This window comes from Kiritimatiellia bacterium (assembly GCA_025054615.1).
Classification (GTDB): Bacteria; Verrucomicrobiota; Kiritimatiellia; order CAIVKH01; family CAIVKH01; genus JANWZO01.
This window is the reverse complement of sequence record JANWZO010000004.1, coordinates 89,771-108,237: the sequence shown is the minus strand read 5'-3', so window position 1 is coordinate 108,237 and position 18,467 is coordinate 89,771. Positions and strand designations below refer to the sequence as shown.

The following is an 18,467-nucleotide window of genomic DNA, read 5'->3' as shown; positions in this document are numbered from 1 at the left end:
TTCGTCCGCGCATGCACTCCGCCCACGAAGACAAAAGATCGCCGTACCTGCTGATCGCGCCGGCGTGGTTGTTTCTCGGAATATTTTTCCTGCTGCCCCTCGCGGTGATGTTTGTCGTCAGCTTCGGGATGCGCGGTACCTATGGCGGGCTCAAGCCGATCGACGACCTGGGCGCCTACCTTCTCTCCGGCGAGTTTCTCCACAATTACATTCGGTCGCTCGATCCGCTCTACTGGCCGATTTACTGGCGCTCGTTCTGGATGGCGGTTGTGACGACGGTGTTGTGTCTTCTGATCAGCTATCCCATCGCCTATTACATCGCGATCGTCGCGCCGCCGCGCTGGAAGAACGTCCTTCTGGCGCTCGTCGTCATCCCGTTCTGGACCAGTTTCCTGATTCGCACCTATGCGTGGATGCTGATCCTCCGCACGGAAGGCCTCGTGAACAACCTCCTGCTCGGCGCTGGGTTGATTTCCGAGCCGCTTGACCTGCTCTACAACGAGTTTGCGGTGATGGTCGGGCTGGTCTACGGGGAACTCCCCTTCATGATTCTCCCGCTGTATGCCTCGCTGGAGAAGCTCGACCTGACGCTGCTGGAGGCGTCCAGCGACCTCGGCGCGAACCATGTATCCACCTTCTGGCGCGTCACAGTGCCGCTGACGATGCCCGGGATCGTTGCGGGGACAGTCCTCGTGTTCATTCCGAGCATTGGGCAATTTGTGGTGTCCGACCTGCTTGGCGGCGCGAAGAGCATGCTGGTCGGGAATCTGATTCAGAACCAGTTTGCTATTGCCCGGAACCGGCCGTTTGGCGCGGCGATCGCGTTTGAGCTGATGGCCGTGGTGCTTCTGATGCTCTTCGCCTACGCGTGGTGGTCGAAACGCAAGGGTCAGGAGGCATTGTGGTGAGCAGAGGCGCGCAAACACGGGCCGCCGACTGCAAGTGGGCAAACCCACGGGAGCCGGAAATGCAGGCGGCTGCACCGTTTGCGTGGGAGCGCGTGCTGCTGGGCCTGCATTCAGCCCTCGTATACGTGTTTTTGTATGCGCCAATTTTGATTCTGATCGTGTTTTCCTTCAACGCAGGCCGGCAGACGGCGCGCTGGGAGGGTTTCACACTCCAGTGGTATGTCCGGCTGGGGGAGAACCAGCAGATTCTCGCCGCGCTGAAGAACAGCCTGATCGTCGCAAGCGCGGCTACGGTTGTGTCGACCATTTTCGGGACGCTTGCAGCCCTGGCCCTGAGCCGGTACTCGTTTCGAGGCAAACACGCCACGCAAGCGGCTCTCTTCCTGCCCATCATTATTCCCGAAATCGTCTTCGGCGCGGCGCTGGTGACCTTTTTCGGGGCGATCCAATTTCGGTTGAGCATCTGGACCGTCATCATCTCGCACATTGCATTCAGCATCTCGTATGTCGCGATCGTCGTCCGCGCGCGCCTGGCGGGGTTTGACCGTTCGCTTGAGGAAGCAGCGATGGACCTCGGTGCGGGGCCCGTCCAAACCTTTTTGCGGGTCACGCTGCCGCTGATCCTGCCGGGTATCATCGCCGGGGCCCTGCTCGTGTTCACCATTTCCATCGATGACTACGTCGTCAGCTCCTTCGTCGCGGGCGTCGGGGCCACCACGTTACCCTTGCAGATTTATTCGATGATCAAGGTCGGTGTGACGCCGGAGGTGAATGCGGTGAGTGCATTGCTCCTCGGCGCAACGATTGTTATGATCATCCTATCTCAACGACTCCAACGGGATCCGTCGAAAGAAGGAGGAACGAGATGATAAGGCGGTCGATCGTTCGGGCAGTGTTGATGGCGGGAGCGCTGGCGTTGGCGTCCGGGTGCGGCGGGCGCGGCGGAAATGTCCTCAACATCTTTATCTGGTCGGAATACCTGCCCGATGAAATCATTCAGGAGTTTGAGAAGCGCACGGGAGTCCGCGTGCGGTACGACACCTACGACTCTAACGAAGCGCTGCTCGAAAAGCTCCAGTCCGGCGTGGCCGACTACGACCTGGTCGTGCCCTCCGACTACATGGTCCAGATCATGATCGCGGAGGGACTGTTGAAGGAAATCGACAAAAGCCGAATCTCAACGTGGAGCCATCTCGACGCCAAATTCCTGAATAAACCGTTCGATCCCGACAACCGCTATTCGATGCCGTATTTCTGGGGCACCACCGGCATCGGCTACAACAAGCAGAAATTCCCCGAGGGCGTCCACTCGTGGGCCGCCCTGTTCGATGAGGCTAACGCGGGTCGCATCCTGATGCTCGACGACGTCCGTGAGGTATTCGCCGTCGCATTGAAGTATCTGGGCCGTTCAGCGAATGAAACGGATCCGGATGCCCTCCGCCAGGCGGCAGATCTCCTTAAGCGCCAGAAACGCCTGGTAAAGACCTATAACAGCGGCGACTTCCATAACATCCTGGCCGCCGGTGATGTGGATCTCGCCCACGGGTACAATGGCCAGCTCGCCAGCGTCGTTGCCGCCCAGCCGGACCGGCTCGGATACGCCGTGCCAGTCGAGGGCGCGGTGATTTGGATGGACAGCCTCTGCATCCCGAAGAAGGCGCGCAACGTCGAGAACGCGCATGCCTTTATGTCGTTCGTCATGGAACCGGAAATCAACGCCCGGATTGTCAACGCGGTCCGTTACGCCAGCGCGAACAAATCTGCAAAGAAATGGATCGATCCGGCAATTCTCGCGGATGAAGCCGTCTATCCGCCGGAGGAAATTATCGACCGCTGCGAATTCCTTCGCGATGTCGGGGACGCGGCGGTCCTCTACGACCAGCTTTGGACAGAAATTAAAGCGCAGTAACCCACGCCTCCTGCCAAAGCCGCGCCGCCTTCCCCGATTCGGCTTGGTAATCCGGCGATTCGGGAGTATCTTTATATGAGCGCTGGAGGGCGCGATGATGGTCGAAACCAACCAGAGCGGTCCGGACCGCAGCGGTGCCGGACTGTTGGAGCCCGCGCCGGCCGGCGGTCCGACAGCCGGAGGGGCCCCGTCGAAAGCGGAGCTCGTCTACCGCAAATCGTCCGAATATTTGCATCTCATTTGCGGCAGCGACTTTTCGCCCGACGAGAAACAAAACATCCTCCGCAAGACGCTCGAAAACTTTGACGACTATTTCAATCGCGGATTCCTTCACTACAGAAAGTCCGTAGCGGAGGCGGAAGATTTCGCTGCCATCGAATGGACCGGCCAAGGCTCGATCATCGAGGACCTCATGGGCCGCAAGTTCATCGACTGCCTCGGCGGATTCGGCGTCTACAACATGGGCATCCGCCACCCGAAAATCGTCCAAGCGGTCCGTGCCCAATTGGAACGCATGCCGCTCAGTTCCCAGGAGCTACTCGATCCGCTGCGTGGATACCTGGCCGAGCTACTTGGTGAACTGGCACCCGGCGACATCCAGGATTGCTTCTTCATCAACAACGGCACCGACGCCGTCGAGGGCGCGCTGAAGCTCGCGCGGCTCTACACCAAGAAACCAGGCTTTATTGCGGCGACCGGCGGATTCCACGGAAAATCTATGGGGTCGCTCTCGGTCATGGGCAAGGCGGTCTATCGCAAACCGTTTGCCCCTCTGCTGGAGGACGTCTTTTTCGTGGACTATGGCGATATCCGGGATCTCGAGCGGGAGCTGCGCAAACTCGAAGCGTTGGGTGAGGAAATTGCAGCGATCATCCTCGAGCCGGTACAGGGAGAGGCCGGCGCGATCGCCCCGCCCGACGATTACCTGCCCCGCGTGCGCGAGCTCTGCGACCACTACAAAATTCTGCTGATCCTCGACGAAGTGCAGACCGGCATGGGCCGCTGCGGCCGGAATTTCGCCTGTGAATTGTGGAACGTGGTGCCGGATATCCTATGCCTCGGCAAGGCGCTCGGCGGCGGGGTTATGCCGCTTAGCGCCTTTATGAGCACGCCCAAAATTTGGAAGGTTCTGGAGGATAATCCGTTCCTGCACAGCTCGACATTTGGCGGCAACCCGCTCGCGTGCGCCGCCGGAATCGCCGCCATCAATGTGATGCTCGAGGAGGATCTCCCCCGCCAGGCGGCAGAAAAGGGAGAATTCCTCATGAAACGGCTCCGCGCTCTCCATGCCCTTTACCCCGACATCATTCGCTCCATCAACGGCAAGGGACTCCTGCTCGGCATCGAGTTTCACGACAAGAACGTGGGCTACAAAGTGGCCGCCGGGCTGTTCAAACGCGGCGTTCTCGTTGCCGGCACCCTGCTCGGGGCGCGGACCATCCGCATCGAGCCGGCCCTGAACATCAGCTACGACCTGCTCGAAAAAATGCTCGCCCGGCTCCACGAGACGCTCGAAGAACTCGACAAAACACTCGACGCAAAATCGCGCGAGAAGGCGATGAAGGAATCCCGATCCTCCGCCACGCCCGGACCCTCGGCATAACGTGGTGTCGTCCGATTCGGCCCGAATTCGAGCAGCAGAGCCTTTGCGCCGAACTCGCAGGGCCGAAATTCCGCTCGCCGCTTAGTGCTGCGGATCAACCTCGTGAGCGTTGGTTGTACTGTGCCGGGCAGCTCGACGAACGCTCAAGATCCGCCCACCGGCGTGAACATTTTCGCCCTCGTCGGCGTCTGATGCGCTATCGTGAAGGACGTGCGGAATTTTGTGGGAATGTGCTTCGTGTGCCTGGGAGTCACGGGTTGCTCGGCAAACCCGGAGGCGGTGTTGCCTGCGAGTCCGGCCGTGGTTCGAACACTGCGCGACGTGGTCGGTGCGCCCGCTCGCGTTGTGTGGGTTCAGGACCGCGGGTCAGGCGAGGACCTCCACCAGTCTGGACGCCAACATGCGCTCATGGCGTTCGATACCGAGACCGGGCGGATTTGCGAACTCGTGCCGGCGATCGATCAGATCAACAAACCTTTGATCGCGCCGGGCGGAGACTACGTCGTCTTCAGCCGTCGCCGCGACGACTCGATCCATCGCGTTGCATGGACTGGCGGCGCGCCGGTTCGGATCGGCGCTGGCTTCGCACTCGCGGTCTGGCGGGATCCCCGCACGGGCGTCGACTGGCTGTACGCCGCCGTGGACCGATCGCGCAACGAAGATGCGCCCTATCGTCGAATCGTCCGACATCCCGTCGGTGATCCCTCCCGCGTCGAAGAGGTTTGGAACGGCGGTGACGTCAGCCTGGACAGCGTACACATCTCGCGAGATGGAACCCGGATCGGCGGAATGTTCCCGTGGCCGCGGGGCATGATCATCAACGCCGCAAACCGGCGCGCCGAAATGATGGGGCGAGGTTGCTGGACTTCGCTGGCGCCGGACAACAGTTACATCCTATGGATCTTTGACGGCGCGCACCGAAATCTGTTCCTGCACAGTCCGGACGGGCGGATGCGCTGGCGCGTGCCGATCAACACCATTCCGAACGGCGCAGGCCGGAAGATGTATCACCCGCGCTGGAGTAACCATGTGCGCTTCCTCGTCGCCACCGGCCCCTACAACACTGAAGGCGGCCGCCTAAGCGTCCGAGGGGGCGCCCAGCATGTCGAGGTTTGGGTTGGACGCTTCGATGAACGCCTTTCCTCAATCGAGGCGTGGGCGCGAGTGACTGAAAACGAAGTCGGCGATTACGCGCCCGATCTCTGGGTTGCGGGCGGAGAGACCAGCGAAGTGCCCTCCACCGTGTTCGCGCCCTCGTCTCGTGAGATCGTGCAGCCAGAGCTAGACACAAGATGGCCCGGGACGGAGGAGGGGCTCGTCTTCGTCTGGTCACATGCCAACGTCCGGAACGAGGTCGCCGACGGCCGGGGCGGGCGCACAGAGTGCACGGTGGAGCCACTCCGCGGTGCGCGTTGGTCGCCATTCCACGGAATGGACATCCGAAAAGGGTCGTTCGTGGCTCCCAACGCGGGGCCGCGAATCGTCGAGGCGTGCAGGCGCTCCAATGAACTGACGATTGAGGCAACCCTTCTGCCGAGATCGGCGGCCTTGACTGGACCAGCGCGCATCATTGCGCTGTCGAAGCGGATCGGCGAGGCCAATTTCATGCTTGGCCAAGAACGAGATCGATTGGTCTTGCGGCTTCGGACTCCCGAAACGGGAAGCGACGGGACGGCGAATGACTCTCAAACGGATCTTGGCCGCATCGAGCCGGGCAGGAGAATCCACGTCATCGTCAGCTATCAGGACGGCGAACTCGCGGCATATCTCGACGGCCGACCCTACAAGGTTCCGCAGCGGATTCGAGGGAGTTTCGATACATGGGACATCATGGATCTCCGCTTTGGCGATGAATCGTCCCACGATCGGACGTGGGACGGCGAAATCGACGGCGTCGCGATCTGGAGCCGATTCGTCGGCCCGGAGGAGGCCACGCGCCGATTTGAGCTCAATCGAATCCGCACTGCGGGTCGACTGGAGCCTAGGACGCTCGAATTCCGCGCGCGCCTCGTGGAGGCGACGCCGGTTCCGGACCCCCGAGAAATTGCACCCTACCGGCGTGCGCTCGCGCTTTGCGAGTATGAATTGGACGCCGCCGAGTCACCGGTGGACGGATCCCAGCGCATTCACGTTTACCACTGGGTCATCCTAGACGCCGCAGTCGTTCCGGACGCCATCCCGCAAAAAGGCGAGCCCGTGGTCTTGCGCGTGCAACGAGTGGAGGAGAACCCGCCCCTAGAGTCGGAACGGCGGCTCATCGGAATCGAGTCGATCGGGCTGCCGGAATTTGTGGACGTGAGCCGGTAGCCGCACATGGTCTTCAGCTCACACCTATTCCTTTTTTATTTTCTGCCGCTCGCCCTGGGGATCTATGCCCTGACTCCGCGGCGCTTGCGCGCGCTGTCGCTGACTCTGCTGAGCTACGTGTTCTATGGCTGGGCCAATCCGCTCTTCTGCGCGCTGCTGTTGTTCTCCACCGCGGTGGACTACGCATGCGGCCGCGCGCTGGTTGGATGGCGATCCATTACTGAGATTGGCGATCTGCCCCTGCTTGAGCCAGGCGGCCCGCGCAGCCGGCGGCAGCGCGCGCTGGTCGCCGTCTCCGTGATTACGAACCTCGGCCTGCTGGGTTTTTTCAAGTACTTCAATTTTGGTGTCGATTCTCTCAACGCTGCACTTGTGGCGCTCGGTCTGGAGCCGATCGGTGCGGTCCTTGAGGTGGCCCTGCCGCTCGGCATCAGCTTTTACACGTTTCAATCGATGAGCTACACCATCGACGTCTATCGCGGCCGCGCCGCGCCGCAGCGCCACTTCATCGACTTCGCCTGCTATGTCGCGCTCTTCCCGCAGTTGGTCGCGGGCCCGATCATTCGCTACCACGAGCTTGCCGATCAGATCCGCGCCCGGACCCACACATGGGAGAAGGCTGCGCGCGGCATCGCACTGTTTTTGATCGGGTTGACGAAAAAAATTTGTCTCGCCAATCCGTGCGGCAAGGTCGCCGACACCGCCTTCTCTGCGGCGGAGCTTCATGCGCTCGATGCGTGGCTCGGCCTCGTAGCGTACGCGTTCCAAATTTATTTCGATTTCAGCGGCTATTCGGACATGGCGATCGGGCTCGGCCTGATCCTGGGCTTCACCTTTCCCAAAAATTTCGATTCTCCGTATCGATCGGAATCCATCACGGAATTCTGGCGGCGCTGGCACATTTCGCTGTCCGCGTGGCTACGCGATTACCTGTACATTCCGCTGGGCGGCAACCGGATCAGCCCGCGCCGGACGTACATCAATTTGCTCGTCGTGATGCTGCTCGGAGGACTTTGGCATGGCGCATCGTGGACTTTCGTGGTCTGGGGCGCGATACACGGTCTCCTGCTGGCAGTCGAACGCGCGCTCGGCCAGCAGCCGATCTATCGGCGGTTGCCACGCCCGCTTCGAATCGCACTCACGTTCGGACTCGTCTGCATTGCCTGGGTGTTCTTCCGGGCGGAAAGCGTCGCGCACGCCGCCGATTATCTGTGCGCCCTTGTCGGCGCCCGGTGTGCCGGCGACGCGGCATGGCTTGCGGCGGCGGTGATCCGGCACCCGGTCTACCTATCGATCGCCTCCCTGGCGGCCGCTCTGGTTTGGTATGCGCCGCAGTCGACCGAATGGACCCGCCGCCTGTCGGCGGTCAAACTTGCAGCCGCTGCCGCGTTGGGCGCGCTTTCGGTCGCCGTGATGACGGTCGAGGAATTCAACCCATTCATTTATTTCATCTTCTGATCGGAATGAAACCGACACGAGGAGAGCTGGGAGAGCGAGGGATCGGAGCGACGGAAATCGCGCCCGGAGCAGCCCGCGTCTTCGTCGTGGGAATGCTCGCGGCCTTATTCGGCGTCTCCGCCCTGGAGGTCCGTACCGCTTGGACACCAGCCATTTCGGCCTGGAGCGGACTGGGTGGCTCGCGCGGCTGGCTCGGCGTGAATGCAGCCTTGCGCGACGGTTTGCACGCGTTCGAAGACCGCTTGCGCGAGGAGGCGTGGCTGACAAAGACGCTTGTTCCGCCGCTTCAGCGGTTCAAAGCGGAGTGGCTGAAACTCGGTAACGAATCCGTTGTGCTCGGCGCCGACGGATGGCTGCACTACGCGCCCGATGTCGCCGCGCTCACAGATCGAATCCCGGCCGAGCAACTGGCGCGCGCGGCCAGCGCGATTCGAGATTTTGCCGCTTACCTCGGGGGCCGCGGGATCGACCTGATCCTTGTCCCGGTGCCGCCCAAAACCGCCTACGCCGCCACGACGCTCGCGCCCCGCGCGAGGGCGACGCCAATCCGCCGCACTGAATTTGCCGAATTCTGGCGCGCTCTAGAACGGGATCACATCCGCGTTTTTGACCCCGATTCGGCCTGGTCGAATTCCCCGCCCGAATCACTGTATCTCCGCGCGGATACCCATTGGACGTTTGAGGCGATGGAACGAGTGGCAGCCAACCTGGCAGACCGCCTTCGACAGCTCTATGGATTCGCGCCGCCTCGCTCGCAGCGATTCGAGCGGGACGAGGAAGCCATTTTCGGGATCGGCGATCTCGCGCGGATGTTGGGCGATGGCCTGCCGCCTGAATGGGGCGCTCCGCAGGATCAGCAGATTCGGCCCGTGCGGGACGGACCTTTTGCGTGGCGGCCTGTCGCTGGATCGCCGGTCTTCCTGCTCGGCGACAGTTTCAGCAACATTTATTCACAGGAGGCGCTGGGGTGGGGGACGGGTGCCGGGTTTGCGGAGCAGTTGAGTTTCCACCTCGGTTTTCCCATCGATCGAATCGTCCGGAATGATGCCGGTGCCCGTGGCACTCGCGAGCTGCTGGCGCGAGAGCTGGCCGCCGGTCGAGACCGCCTCGCCGGCGTACGGGTCGTCGTCTGGCAGTTTGCCGAACGGGAGCTTTTTCACGGGGACTGGCGGTCGGTTTCGTTTGTTCTCGGCACCCCGCGCCATACTGGATTTACACCGCCGCCCCCCAGCCCGGCCGTCTGGACGGCGACCGTGGCTGCCGTCTCTGCGATTCCCGCTCCAAAGCGGGTTCCCTATGCCGACCACATTGCCTCGATCCATCTCGTCGACGTCGCAGGCGAGGGTGCCGAGGGCGCCGAGGCGCTTGCCTATGCGTGGAGCCTGACCAACCACCATCGCGCCGCCGCGGCCCGTTTGCGGCCCGGAGACCGATTGAGATTCGCCGTCCGGAGCTGGGCCGAGATGGCGGATCAGCTTGATGGTGTGAATCGGTCCGAGTTAGATGACGATCGATTTTTTGATGCGGAGCCAGTATGGGTCGAGCCTCTTCCCTGATTCGAATTCCCGCTGCCATCATGGTCGGGGTTGCGTCGTTCGGCGAGACACGGGCCGCAGCCCAGGAAGCGAATTGTTTCGCCAGCGCTTTGGCTACGGCCGGCGGTGCGCCTGCTTTACGGGGCGAGGCGGGCTGGCTATTCCTCGCATCGGAATTGCGCTTTCTCGCGGCTGGGGAGTTCTGGGGCGATGCCGCCGCCGACGCGGGGCGAGCCGCAAACCCCGCGCACCGCGACCCGCTGGAGCCGATCGACGACTTCAATCGCCAGCTTAGGGATGTCGACATTTCGCTGCTCGTCGTGCCCGTGCCGCCAAAGGCTCTCATTTATCCTGCGATGTTGGGGTGCACGCGAGATGAAGCACGCCCCTCGCTGGAGCGGCTCCGCCGCTTCTACGGGTTGCTGCGAGAGAGGGGCGTAGACGTCTTGGACCTGACCGAGACCTTCCTCGCCCCTGAGGCGCTCGCGGAAGGCCCCCTGTATTGCCGCACGGATACACATTGGACTGGCATCGGCATCCGCCTCGCCGCCGAGCGAATCGCTGACTGGCTGCGCGCGAAGGGATTGGCGGCCGCAGAGGAAGGTGGATCAGCCTGGTCCGTCGAACCACGCGAAATCTCCATCACCGGCGACCTCGGTCGGCTCATGGGAGAGGATGCTCGGGAAATCGTCCCGGTCTGGCGCGTGGCTGGGCCCGATGGCCAGCCGCCACGTCCGGACCCGTCTAGTCCGATTCTGCTCATGGGCGACAGCCATGTTCTCGTCTTCAGCGAGGGCGGCGACTTGCATGATGTAGGTTCGGGCCTTCCCGAACAGTTGACTGCCCGGATCGGCGCACCGGTCGACGTCTTGGGCGTTCGAGGATCGGGCGCGACGACGTCGCGGATCAGCCTGATTCGGCGGATTCGGAGCGCGCCTGATTTTTATAAGGTCAAGAAGGCGATCGTGTGGTGCTTCGCAGCCCGCGAATTCACGGAAGCCGATGCGTGGCGGTTTGTTCCGCTGCCGGTCCAGTAGTTCAAACCGAGACGGGCGCCGCTAAGGCCTCACGGGCGAGGGCGCGAAGGTCGGGTCGATCCCACGGATGCTGGTGAATGAATTTCGCGCGGATGTATCCGCGGTCCACGACAAATACGCCAGGCATTTGCATGGGATCTCCGCGCGGAATTCCCATGAAGTGGCGGTCATGAATGCAGGCCTCCAGACCCCGCCGGAAAAGATCGGCACTCAACAACTCCCTCACGGTCACTCTTCGCAGTCCGAACGCTTCATAAAGCGAACGGTCAGGATCGGAAAATCGCGGCAGATCATCGAGGCCATACAATTTGAAGACCAGCTCAGCTTGCCGATCGCTGGCCATGTGAACGAGCGCAATCTGCAGCCCCGATTGCTCAAGGAACTGGCGAGCATCGCGAATATCCCCGAGCATCTGACGGCAAAATACGCAGCCGAGATGGCGAAGGAATGCGATCAGCGTTGGCTTGCTCGCCGTCATTTCAAGCAAGGAATGACGCTGCGGATCGCCTACATGCGCCATGAGAAGTTGCACCGAAGCCGGCAAAATTTCCGGAAGCCCTAACCGCGGATGTAGTTGTGTGGTCACATCAGCACATCGGAAGCCCGGCCTGAATCCTTACAAGAATCCGGATCCCGCCGCGTTCCCAGCTACAAGGTTCGCCGTTTCAAAGCATTTCCGTCGGCGAATTTGGTGGGCCGGGCGAACCTGTGCTATTCTTGATAGTTTGTGAATCCATCGACCGAAAATCGAAAGCCGTCGTCCGTGTTTTTGAGCGCCGTCATCGGGGCAGCGCTCGTCGTGGCCGGCATCGCATTGTTGAAGGTCGACGTGTCGGTTCGGGCGACGGGTCAGGTTTATTCGCCGGATGAGCGGCGGGTCTTTTCGCCGGCGGACGGCGTCCTCGCGGCGCGCCATGTGGAGCTCGGCCAGGTTGTCCGCGCCGGCGAGCCGCTCCTCGAGCTGGATCAGACGGACCTTGTGCAACGGGAAATTGAGCTCGACCGGGCGATTGCAGAGGCTGAATCGGCTCTGGCGCGACAGGATCTGGCGCTCCGCCGCCTGGAGATCCGCCCGATAGCGCTCGAGGTCGCAGCCGCGCCCGCCCGCCGGGAGCGGCTTGGGCATATCGCGGCGATTTATGCGGAGATCCACTCGAATCTGACTCGCGGGGTCGAGCAGCAGAGCGTTTCGGAATTTGAGGCACGTCGCCAGTTGATCGAGCGCCTGCGCTCGGAAATTGAGCTGGCCGAGGCGGAGGTTCTCGCCCGATGGTTGGAAGGGGGGCTGCCCGAGCTTGAACGGCGCGAGGCGGAACTAGAGCGCGACCGGCTTGCCCGCGCGCTCGCTCTGCTCAGGCGCGAGCGCGATCTCGTCGCTTCGCTGAGGGCAGCCCGCGTGATTCGCGCCCCCATCGACGGTCAAGTTGTCGCACTATTCGCGCGCCATCCCGGCATGTCGGTATCTCGGGGAATGGAGCTTGCGAAGGTGGCGCCGACAGGCGGACCGGTCCACGTCCGAGCGAGGATCCCGGAGCGGAACGTCGACCTGGTGCGCGCTGGAACGCCCGCGCTGATGGAGTCGCGGGTCTTCGACTCGTTTCTCGAGGGCCCCGTGCGGGGCTCTGTGATTCGCGTGGCGCCAGATGCGGACTCGACAGCCGCTCAACCGCTATACGAGGTCGAAATTGCCGTCGGGGATACGCCCCATCCCTTGGTGTTGGGGTCCAGCCTCGACGTTCGGCTGCAGCTCGGGCGGCGTTCGCTGTTTGAGCTGATGTGGCGAAACGCGCGCGCAGAACTGCGGGGGACGCCATGACGGCACTTCGCGATTCTAACGCGCTGCAGGCTCCGACGCTGCTGCACTACCTCCTCGAGCAGCGGCGGCGTTTTTCACGCGGTGTTACGCTCGCGATCCTCCGGTGCGTGGTCATCGCGCCCTGTCCGTGGCTCTTCCAGCTTATCATCGATGAGCACGTCAAGACCGGCTCGGCGTCGGGCGTTGCGGCGATTAGCCTGATTTTCGTGGGGCTCCTCTTCCTCCACTACGCGTTTTCTGTCGCGGGGAATTACGCGATCTCGCGGGAGCTGGCCGACCTGATCGCGGGGCTGCGGGGCGAAATCTTCAACAAGCTGCATTTCCTCAGCTTCGGCTATTTGGATCGCGAGCGGAGCGGCCGGCTGCTCGCGAAGTACACCCTCGACACGCAGAAGGTGGAAACGGCGCTCCATCAAATTCTCAACCAGTTCCTTCCCAACATTTGCTATAGCCTGAGCATTACGCTGATCCTGGTGGCGCTGCATTGGCAGCTTTCGGTGGTCGTGCTGCTGATGATCCCGATCCTGGTCCTCATCCGCTCGCTGTTCCATGCCCGCCTGAAAGAGACCAACGAGAGCAACCGGATCGCGCAGGAACGGCTTACGGGTCATGCGAGCGAGGTGATCACGGCGTTGAAGCTGGTGAGGAGCCTCGGCGAGGAGCGGCAAGTGACCGAGCGGCTCGAGGAGCACAGCGCAGCGTTCTCACGGGTCCGCGTTGAACTGTCCGCGCTGAATTCCATATTCGGGACCTTTACATATGCGTCGAGCCAGTTCCTGTCGCTACTGGTGATCGCGGGCGGCGCGTGGTTCGTCATCGACGGCTCGATGACCCTCGGGACCCTGATGGCGTTCATGGCGGGTCTGCCGATCATTACGTCGCCGGTGCAGTTATTCTCGGTCATCGGGGAGCAATATTTTGTCGGTGCCGCCAGCTATCGCAGCATCAAGGAGCTTCTGGATTCCAGCTACGTCGAGGAATGGCGCGGCACCAGAAAGCTCGGTTCCTTGCGGGGCGAGATCGAATTCGATCGGGTGACCTTCGCCTATCCCGGCGCGCACCGCCCCGTGATTCGCGACCTCTCCCTCCACATCCGGCCCGGTGAGCATATTGCGCTGGTCGGCCACTCCGGATCCGGCAAGAGCACGCTGACCTACCTGCTCCTCGGCCTCTACCGGCCCGATAGCGGCGAAATTCGCATCGATGGCGTGCCCCAATCGGAACTGGATATGCGCTGGCTCCGCAAGCAATGCGCTGTGGTCCTCCAGGAAAATCTTCTGCTCTCCGGCACCGTGGCCGAGAACATTCGGTTTGCCAAACCCGATGCGACCGATGAGGAGGTCCGCGAGGCCGCCCGTCTCGCGAACGCGAGCGAGTTCATCGAGAAAATGCCCGACGGCTACAACACCATCGTCGGCGAGCGCGGCGTGATGGTCTCCGGGGGCCAGCGGCAACGGCTCTCGATCGCCCGCGCGATCCTGCGCAATCCGCGAATCCTGATCCTCGACGAGGCCACATCGGCCCTCGATTACGAAAGTGAGCGCCTCGTTCAGGAGGCCCTCGAGCGGCTCGGCCGCGGGCGCACCGTCATCACGATCGCCCACCGGCTCAGTACCATCCGGAATGCCGACCGTATCGTTGTGCTCGACAAGGGTCGGATCATCGAGCAGGGGACCTTCGAAGAGTTGCGAAAGAAAGGGGGCTATTTCTTCGACCTCCTCACCGCCCACGCCCTCACGGCCGAAGAGGAGCCGGTCGCTTAGGCACGCGGAGGTTTACGCATGCGCGGAGGTTCGTGTATATAGTGCTTTGAGATGATTGCGTGGTCCGAACAATGGCTTCGTATCCGCCGCCGAATCCGGCTGCGCGAACCGCAGTTCGTCTCGATTGTGACCGGCGCGCCGTCGGAGCGCATTGATGCGGAATATGACGCCGGAAACCGATTGGTCCGGCTCATCATCCACACCCGATCCGCTTCGCTTTCCAGCGTGCGTCGGCGCTGGTCCGGTTGACGAACGGTCCACCGTTGCCTTTTGACTTCGCGCCATTCGACCCTACCTTGATGGGGAACTCCGATGGAGTTCGCCCTTCCCGAACGCGATGTACAACGCTGGGCGGAATTTTTCCGCCTAGGGGGGACGTTTCGCGCTTTGATTCCCCCGGGCGCCGCTCCAGCGTGGCTCGCGTGGGCGCTTCACGAGAGGTTTCAACGCCTCATCGTGGCAGTGGCCGACGGTCCGCGAACGCTTGATCGGTTGTTTCGCGATCTGCAGACATTCGGCGGAAATCGGCCAGGAGTCCTGTTCTATTACCCGCCCTGGGAATCGCTGCCGGGTCACGGCGCGCCGCCCCATGCCGATCTGATCGGCGACCGCTTCGCCACGCTGCGCGCCCTGTCGAGCCCTCGACCCCCCGCCGTGATCGCCACCTGCGTCCAGGCCCTCATGCTCAGAACCGTTCCGCCTGCGTCTCTGAGAGAAGCCGCCGACGAGTTGAAAATCGGGCAGCGAATTTCGCTTGCGGACTTTCTGCGCGCGCTCGCGGCGCTGGGCTACGAATTCGCCCCCGAGGTGGCCTCCAAGGGCCAGGCTTCCCTGCGCGGCGGGATCCTCGACCTCTGGCCGCCCGTCAGCGAATGGCCTGCACGCGTCGAATTATTCGGCGAGGTCATCGACTCGATCCGCGCGTTCGACCCTGCCGACCAAAAATCGAAATTTCCCCTCGAGTCCGTCCGTCTCGCGCCAGCGGTTGAGCGGCCCGAGCACATGCAGTCGTCGTTTTTCGAACACCTGCCCCCGGATGCGTCGCTGCTGTGGGTGGATGTCGAAAGCATTGACCACCATGCTGCGTTGTACGACGAGATGGTACGCGAGTGCGGCGCCCAGACGATCGCGCTGTCCCACGCGGAGGCGCGAGCCCGGGCCGCGCCGTTTGCCACAATTGAATTGGCGCTTGCCGAGTCCGCTGCCGGTCGAGCCGAGCGGCTGGGGTTCCAGCCCTTCGACGGCGCGCCAAACCTCTCCGCTGCGACGGCGCCCGACCAGATCGAACGGGAACGAGTGCGCGTTGTCGGCGAGTTGAATGCCAGGGCCCGCCGGGGCGAGCGCATCCGCCTGTTTTTTTCCACGGACGGCGCGCGGCGCCGCTTCATGGAGACGTACGGTGGCCAACTGGAGCCGCCCGAAGCCTTCGAGCTGAGGGAGGGCGGGCTTTCCGAGGGGTTCGCCATTCCCGACGCCCGGCTGTTGATCCTCGGCGAAGAGGACTTTTATGGACGCCGCAAGGAATGGCGCGGCCGCTACGACCCGCATGCTCGCCGCCGCGGCCCGCGCCGCGCCGCGGGGGAGCGGATCGCCGAATGGAGCGACCTGCAGCCCGGCGACTATGTCGTGCACGCGGACCATGGCATCGGCAAGTACCTCGGCTTGTTTGACGTCGAAATCGCCGGACGGCGTCAAGAAGCGCTTGTGGTCGAATACGCCGACCGCGCGAAACTCTACCTGCCGGTCAGCCAGGCGCATTTACTCACCCGCTACGTTGGCGCGGGCCGCGCTCGGCCGGAACTCCACGCGCTCGGCGGCAAACGGTGGGCGCGCGAAAAGGCCGCCGCTCAAAAGGCCGTCGAGGATCTCGCCGCCCAGCTCCTCGAAACGCAGGCCAAACGGGATGTGCTGCCCGGCTTCGCCTTCGGGCCCGACACGCCCTGGCAGCACGAATTCGAGGCCGCCTTTCCCTATGAAGAAACCGAGGACCAGGAGCGCGCGATCCGCGACGTCAAACGCGACATGGAATCGCCGCGACCGATGGACCGGCTCGTTTGCGGCGACGTCGGGTACGGCAAGACTGAGGTGGCCATGCGCGCGGCGTTCAAGGCCGTGATGGCGGGCAAGCAGGTCGCCGTGCTCGTGCCCACGACCGTCCTCGCCCAGCAGCACTTCGACACCTTTTCCGCGCGTATGGCAGCCTATCCCGTCCGTATCGAGATGCTCTCTCGCTTCCAGACGCGCTCGCAGCAGGCCGAGATCGTGCGCCGAATCGCCGACGGCTCCGTCGACATCGTCATTGGCACACACCGGCTGCTGCAGGGAGACGTTTCTTTCAAGGACCTCGGGCTTGTAATCGTGGACGAGGAGCAACGTTTCGGCGTCGCGCACAAGGAATTCTTCAAGCGAACCCATACGATGGTCGATGTCCTTACCCTCACCGCCACGCCGATCCCGCGGACGCTCTACATGAGCCTGAGCGGCGCGAAAGATCTGAGCACGATCGAGACACCGCCCCAGGAGCGACTGCCGGTCGAGACGATCATCGTGGAGCACTCCGACGAGGTCGTGCGCGAAGCGATCCTGCGGGAGATCAACCGCGAGGGGCAGGCGTTCTACCTGCATAATCGCGTCCACTCGATCGAGCGCGTCCGCGAGTGGCTCGAGCGGCTCGTGCCGGAGGCGCGGATCGACATCGCGCACGGCCGAATGCCGGAGGACGAGCTCGCGGCCATTATGCGCGCGTTTGCACGGGGCGATTTCGACGTGCTGCTCTGCACCACCATCATTGAAAGCGGCCTCGACCTGCCGAACGTCAACACGATCCTCATCGAGCGGTCGGACCGCTTCGGGCTCGCCGAGCTCTATCAGTTGCGCGGGCGCGTCGGCCGGTACAAGCGCAAGGCCTACGCCTATTTTCTGCTGCCGCGGCACGGCCAGTTGCTCCACGACGCGCGCCGCCGCCTCCAAGCCATCCGGCGCTATTCCCACCTCGGCGCCGGCTTCCGCCTTGCCATGCGCGATCTCGAAATCCGCGGCGCTGGCAACCTGCTCGGGCCCCAGCAGAGCGGCCACATCGCCGCCGTGGGCTTCGAGCTCTATTGTCAGCTCTTGCGCCGAACCATCTCCGCGCTGAAGGGCGAGGCGCCGCCCCCTGTCGTCGAATGCGACCTGAAACTGGACTTCATCGATCTGTCCCCCTCGTCGCCGGACGGCGACCGCGCCGCCGCGCTGCCCGCCTCGCTGATCGAGGACGAGTCCCAGCGGATCCGCGTCTACCGCCAGATCGCGTCAGCCGCGACGGTGGACGAGCTCGACGCTGTGCAGCGTGACGTCGCCGACCGCTTTGGGCGCCTGCCGCCCGCCGCGCAGCGCGTGTTCCAGCTCGCCCGCCTTCGGATCGTCGCCTCGAGAAAGGGGATCCGGTCCATCGAGGTCGAGGGTGACAAGGTCATGATGGCCTTCGGTCCCGATCTCTGGCTGATGCCGGGCGGCCGATTTCCCCGGTTGCGAGCCGCGACGACCGATGGGAAACTCCAGGAACTCCTCGCCATGGCCCGCGCCGCGAGGAAGAAAGATATCCAATGAAGCCCTCCTGGTTTGGGACCGCGCTCGCCATTGCCGCCGCCAACGCCCTGTTTTACGTGTGGGGCCGCCACACCTTCATGCCGCTCGGCGTGGTATGGGTGAGCGCCGTCCTGCTCGGCGTGCTGTTGCTCGTGCTCGCCGCCATTTTGCAAGCCTTCAACAAGGCGCGACCCGACCCGGCCGCTCGGCTGTCGATCCGGATGTCCGTTCTCTCGGCTATTGTCTGTTTCGCGACCCTTCCCACGGTGCCGGTGCTCGAGGCGCGACACCGCGCCGACTTCGAGGATGCGCGCGCCCGGGCCGAACGCCTCATCGACGCCCTCGCCGCCCATGCGGAGCGGCATGGCACCTATCCCGCCTCGCTTGAGGAGCTTCAGGATCCCGAGCCGCTCCCCTGGCTGCTGCGCCTCCCAGACGCCTACCGAGCAACCGGTACCGGCTATGTCCTGCAGATCCGGCGCCCCGGCCACCCCTTCCTGGCGCTCGAGCGTCGGCACAACGAAACCCGCTGGCGCACCACCCGCTGAGTTGTGAGCGAAACCG

General features: G+C 63.2%; 14 protein-coding genes. 13 read left to right on the top strand and 1 reads right to left on the bottom strand.

What is annotated here, in order from left to right; genetic code table 11:
• The first annotated feature begins 11 nt into the window (after positions 1 to 11).
• The 8 genes from NZ740_03060 (at position 12) to NZ740_03025 (ending at position 10,757) form a co-directional block, all read left to right on the top strand.
• Positions 12 to 908: an ABC transporter permease gene (locus tag NZ740_03060; protein ID MCS6770989.1), complete on the top strand. Its 897-nt coding sequence runs from the start codon at positions 12 to 14 to the stop codon at positions 906 to 908.
• Positions 905 to 1,777, top strand: coding sequence for an ABC transporter permease (locus NZ740_03055; protein ID MCS6770988.1), 873 nt, complete (start codon positions 905 to 907; stop codon positions 1,775 to 1,777). The genes NZ740_03060 and NZ740_03055 overlap by 4 nt, the downstream gene beginning before the upstream one ends.
• Positions 1,774 to 2,817, top strand: coding sequence for a spermidine/putrescine ABC transporter substrate-binding protein (locus NZ740_03050; GenBank protein ID MCS6770987.1), 1,044 nt, complete (start codon positions 1,774 to 1,776; stop codon positions 2,815 to 2,817). Before NZ740_03055 ends, NZ740_03050 begins: the two co-directional genes overlap by 4 nt.
• A gap of 94 nt (positions 2,818 to 2,911) precedes the next feature.
• On the top strand, positions 2,912 to 4,420 hold the full coding sequence (locus NZ740_03045; GenBank protein ID MCS6770986.1) for a putrescine aminotransferase: 1,509 nt from the start codon (positions 2,912 to 2,914) through the stop codon (positions 4,418 to 4,420).
• 201 nt (positions 4,421 to 4,621) lie between these two features.
• Positions 4,622 to 6,727 (top strand): LamG domain-containing protein, encoded by a 2,106-nt coding sequence (locus NZ740_03040; GenBank protein ID MCS6770985.1) that lies wholly within the window; start codon positions 4,622 to 4,624, stop codon positions 6,725 to 6,727.
• Between the two features lie 6 nt (positions 6,728 to 6,733).
• Positions 6,734 to 8,185: an MBOAT family protein gene (locus NZ740_03035; GenBank protein MCS6770984.1), complete on the top strand. Its 1,452-nt coding sequence runs from the start codon at positions 6,734 to 6,736 to the stop codon at positions 8,183 to 8,185.
• Between the two features lie 5 nt (positions 8,186 to 8,190).
• Positions 8,191 to 9,741 carry a hypothetical protein gene (locus NZ740_03030; GenBank protein MCS6770983.1) on the top strand — a complete coding sequence of 517 codons (1,551 nt, stop codon included), beginning with the start codon at positions 8,191 to 8,193 and terminating at the stop codon, positions 9,739 to 9,741.
• Entirely contained in the window at positions 9,720 to 10,757 is a 1,038-nt protein-coding gene (locus NZ740_03025; GenBank protein ID MCS6770982.1) for a hypothetical protein, read from the top strand. The genes NZ740_03030 and NZ740_03025 overlap by 22 nt, the downstream gene beginning before the upstream one ends.
• Before the next feature lies 1 nt (position 10,758).
• On the opposite strand, the gene NZ740_03020 is transcribed toward NZ740_03025, so the two are convergent.
• Positions 10,759 to 11,343 carry a SelL-related redox protein gene (locus tag NZ740_03020; GenBank protein MCS6770981.1) on the bottom strand — a complete coding sequence of 195 codons (585 nt, stop codon included), beginning with the start codon at positions 11,341 to 11,343 and terminating at the stop codon, positions 10,759 to 10,761.
• A gap of 141 nt (positions 11,344 to 11,484) precedes the next feature.
• Here NZ740_03020 and NZ740_03015 point away from each other — a divergent pair, with 141 nt between their 5' ends.
• The 5 genes from NZ740_03015 (at position 11,485) to NZ740_02995 (ending at position 18,451) form a co-directional block, all read left to right on the top strand.
• Positions 11,485 to 12,573, top strand: coding sequence for an HlyD family secretion protein (locus tag NZ740_03015; protein MCS6770980.1), 1,089 nt, complete (start codon positions 11,485 to 11,487; stop codon positions 12,571 to 12,573).
• The gene (locus NZ740_03010) at positions 12,570 to 14,336 is read left to right on the top strand and encodes an ABC transporter ATP-binding protein/permease (GenBank protein MCS6770979.1); all 1,767 of its coding nucleotides are present in this window, start codon (positions 12,570 to 12,572) and stop codon (positions 14,334 to 14,336) included. Before NZ740_03015 ends, NZ740_03010 begins: the two co-directional genes overlap by 4 nt.
• 51 nt (positions 14,337 to 14,387) lie before the next feature.
• Positions 14,388 to 14,585, top strand: a complete 198-nt coding sequence (locus tag NZ740_03005) for a hypothetical protein (GenBank protein MCS6770978.1) — start codon at positions 14,388 to 14,390, stop codon at positions 14,583 to 14,585.
• Between the two features lie 63 nt (positions 14,586 to 14,648).
• Positions 14,649 to 17,924 (top strand): transcription-repair coupling factor, encoded by a 3,276-nt coding sequence (gene mfd, locus NZ740_03000; protein ID MCS6770977.1) that lies wholly within the window; start codon positions 14,649 to 14,651, stop codon positions 17,922 to 17,924.
• Complete coding sequence (locus tag NZ740_02995) at positions 17,921 to 18,451, top strand: hypothetical protein (GenBank protein ID MCS6770976.1); 531 nt, start codon at positions 17,921 to 17,923, stop codon at positions 18,449 to 18,451. Before mfd ends, NZ740_02995 begins: the two co-directional genes overlap by 4 nt.
• Positions 18,452 to 18,467 lie beyond the last annotated feature (16 nt).

What these genes read in the sequence shown, in the direction of transcription:
- NZ740_03050 (MCS6770987.1), top strand. Translation starts at nt 1,774, where the DNA reads ATGATAAGGCGGTCGATCGTTCGGGCAGTGTTGATGGCGGGAGCGCTG.
- NZ740_03005 (MCS6770978.1), top strand. Translation starts at nt 14,388, where the DNA reads ATGATTGCGTGGTCCGAACAATGGCTTCGTATCCGCCGCCGAATCCGG.
- NZ740_03025 (MCS6770982.1), top strand. Translation starts at nt 9,720, where the DNA reads ATGGGTCGAGCCTCTTCCCTGATTCGAATTCCCGCTGCCATCATGGTC.
- NZ740_02995 (MCS6770976.1), top strand. Translation starts at nt 17,921, where the DNA reads ATGAAGCCCTCCTGGTTTGGGACCGCGCTCGCCATTGCCGCCGCCAAC.
- NZ740_03030 (MCS6770983.1), top strand. Translation starts at nt 8,191, where the DNA reads ATGAAACCGACACGAGGAGAGCTGGGAGAGCGAGGGATCGGAGCGACG.
- NZ740_03010 (MCS6770979.1), top strand. Translation starts at nt 12,570, where the DNA reads ATGACGGCACTTCGCGATTCTAACGCGCTGCAGGCTCCGACGCTGCTG.
- mfd (MCS6770977.1), top strand. Translation starts at nt 14,649, where the DNA reads ATGGAGTTCGCCCTTCCCGAACGCGATGTACAACGCTGGGCGGAATTT.
- NZ740_03035 (MCS6770984.1), top strand. Translation starts at nt 6,734, where the DNA reads ATGGTCTTCAGCTCACACCTATTCCTTTTTTATTTTCTGCCGCTCGCC.
- NZ740_03060 (MCS6770989.1), top strand. Translation starts at nt 12, where the DNA reads ATGCACTCCGCCCACGAAGACAAAAGATCGCCGTACCTGCTGATCGCG.
- NZ740_03045 (MCS6770986.1), top strand. Translation starts at nt 2,912, where the DNA reads ATGATGGTCGAAACCAACCAGAGCGGTCCGGACCGCAGCGGTGCCGGA.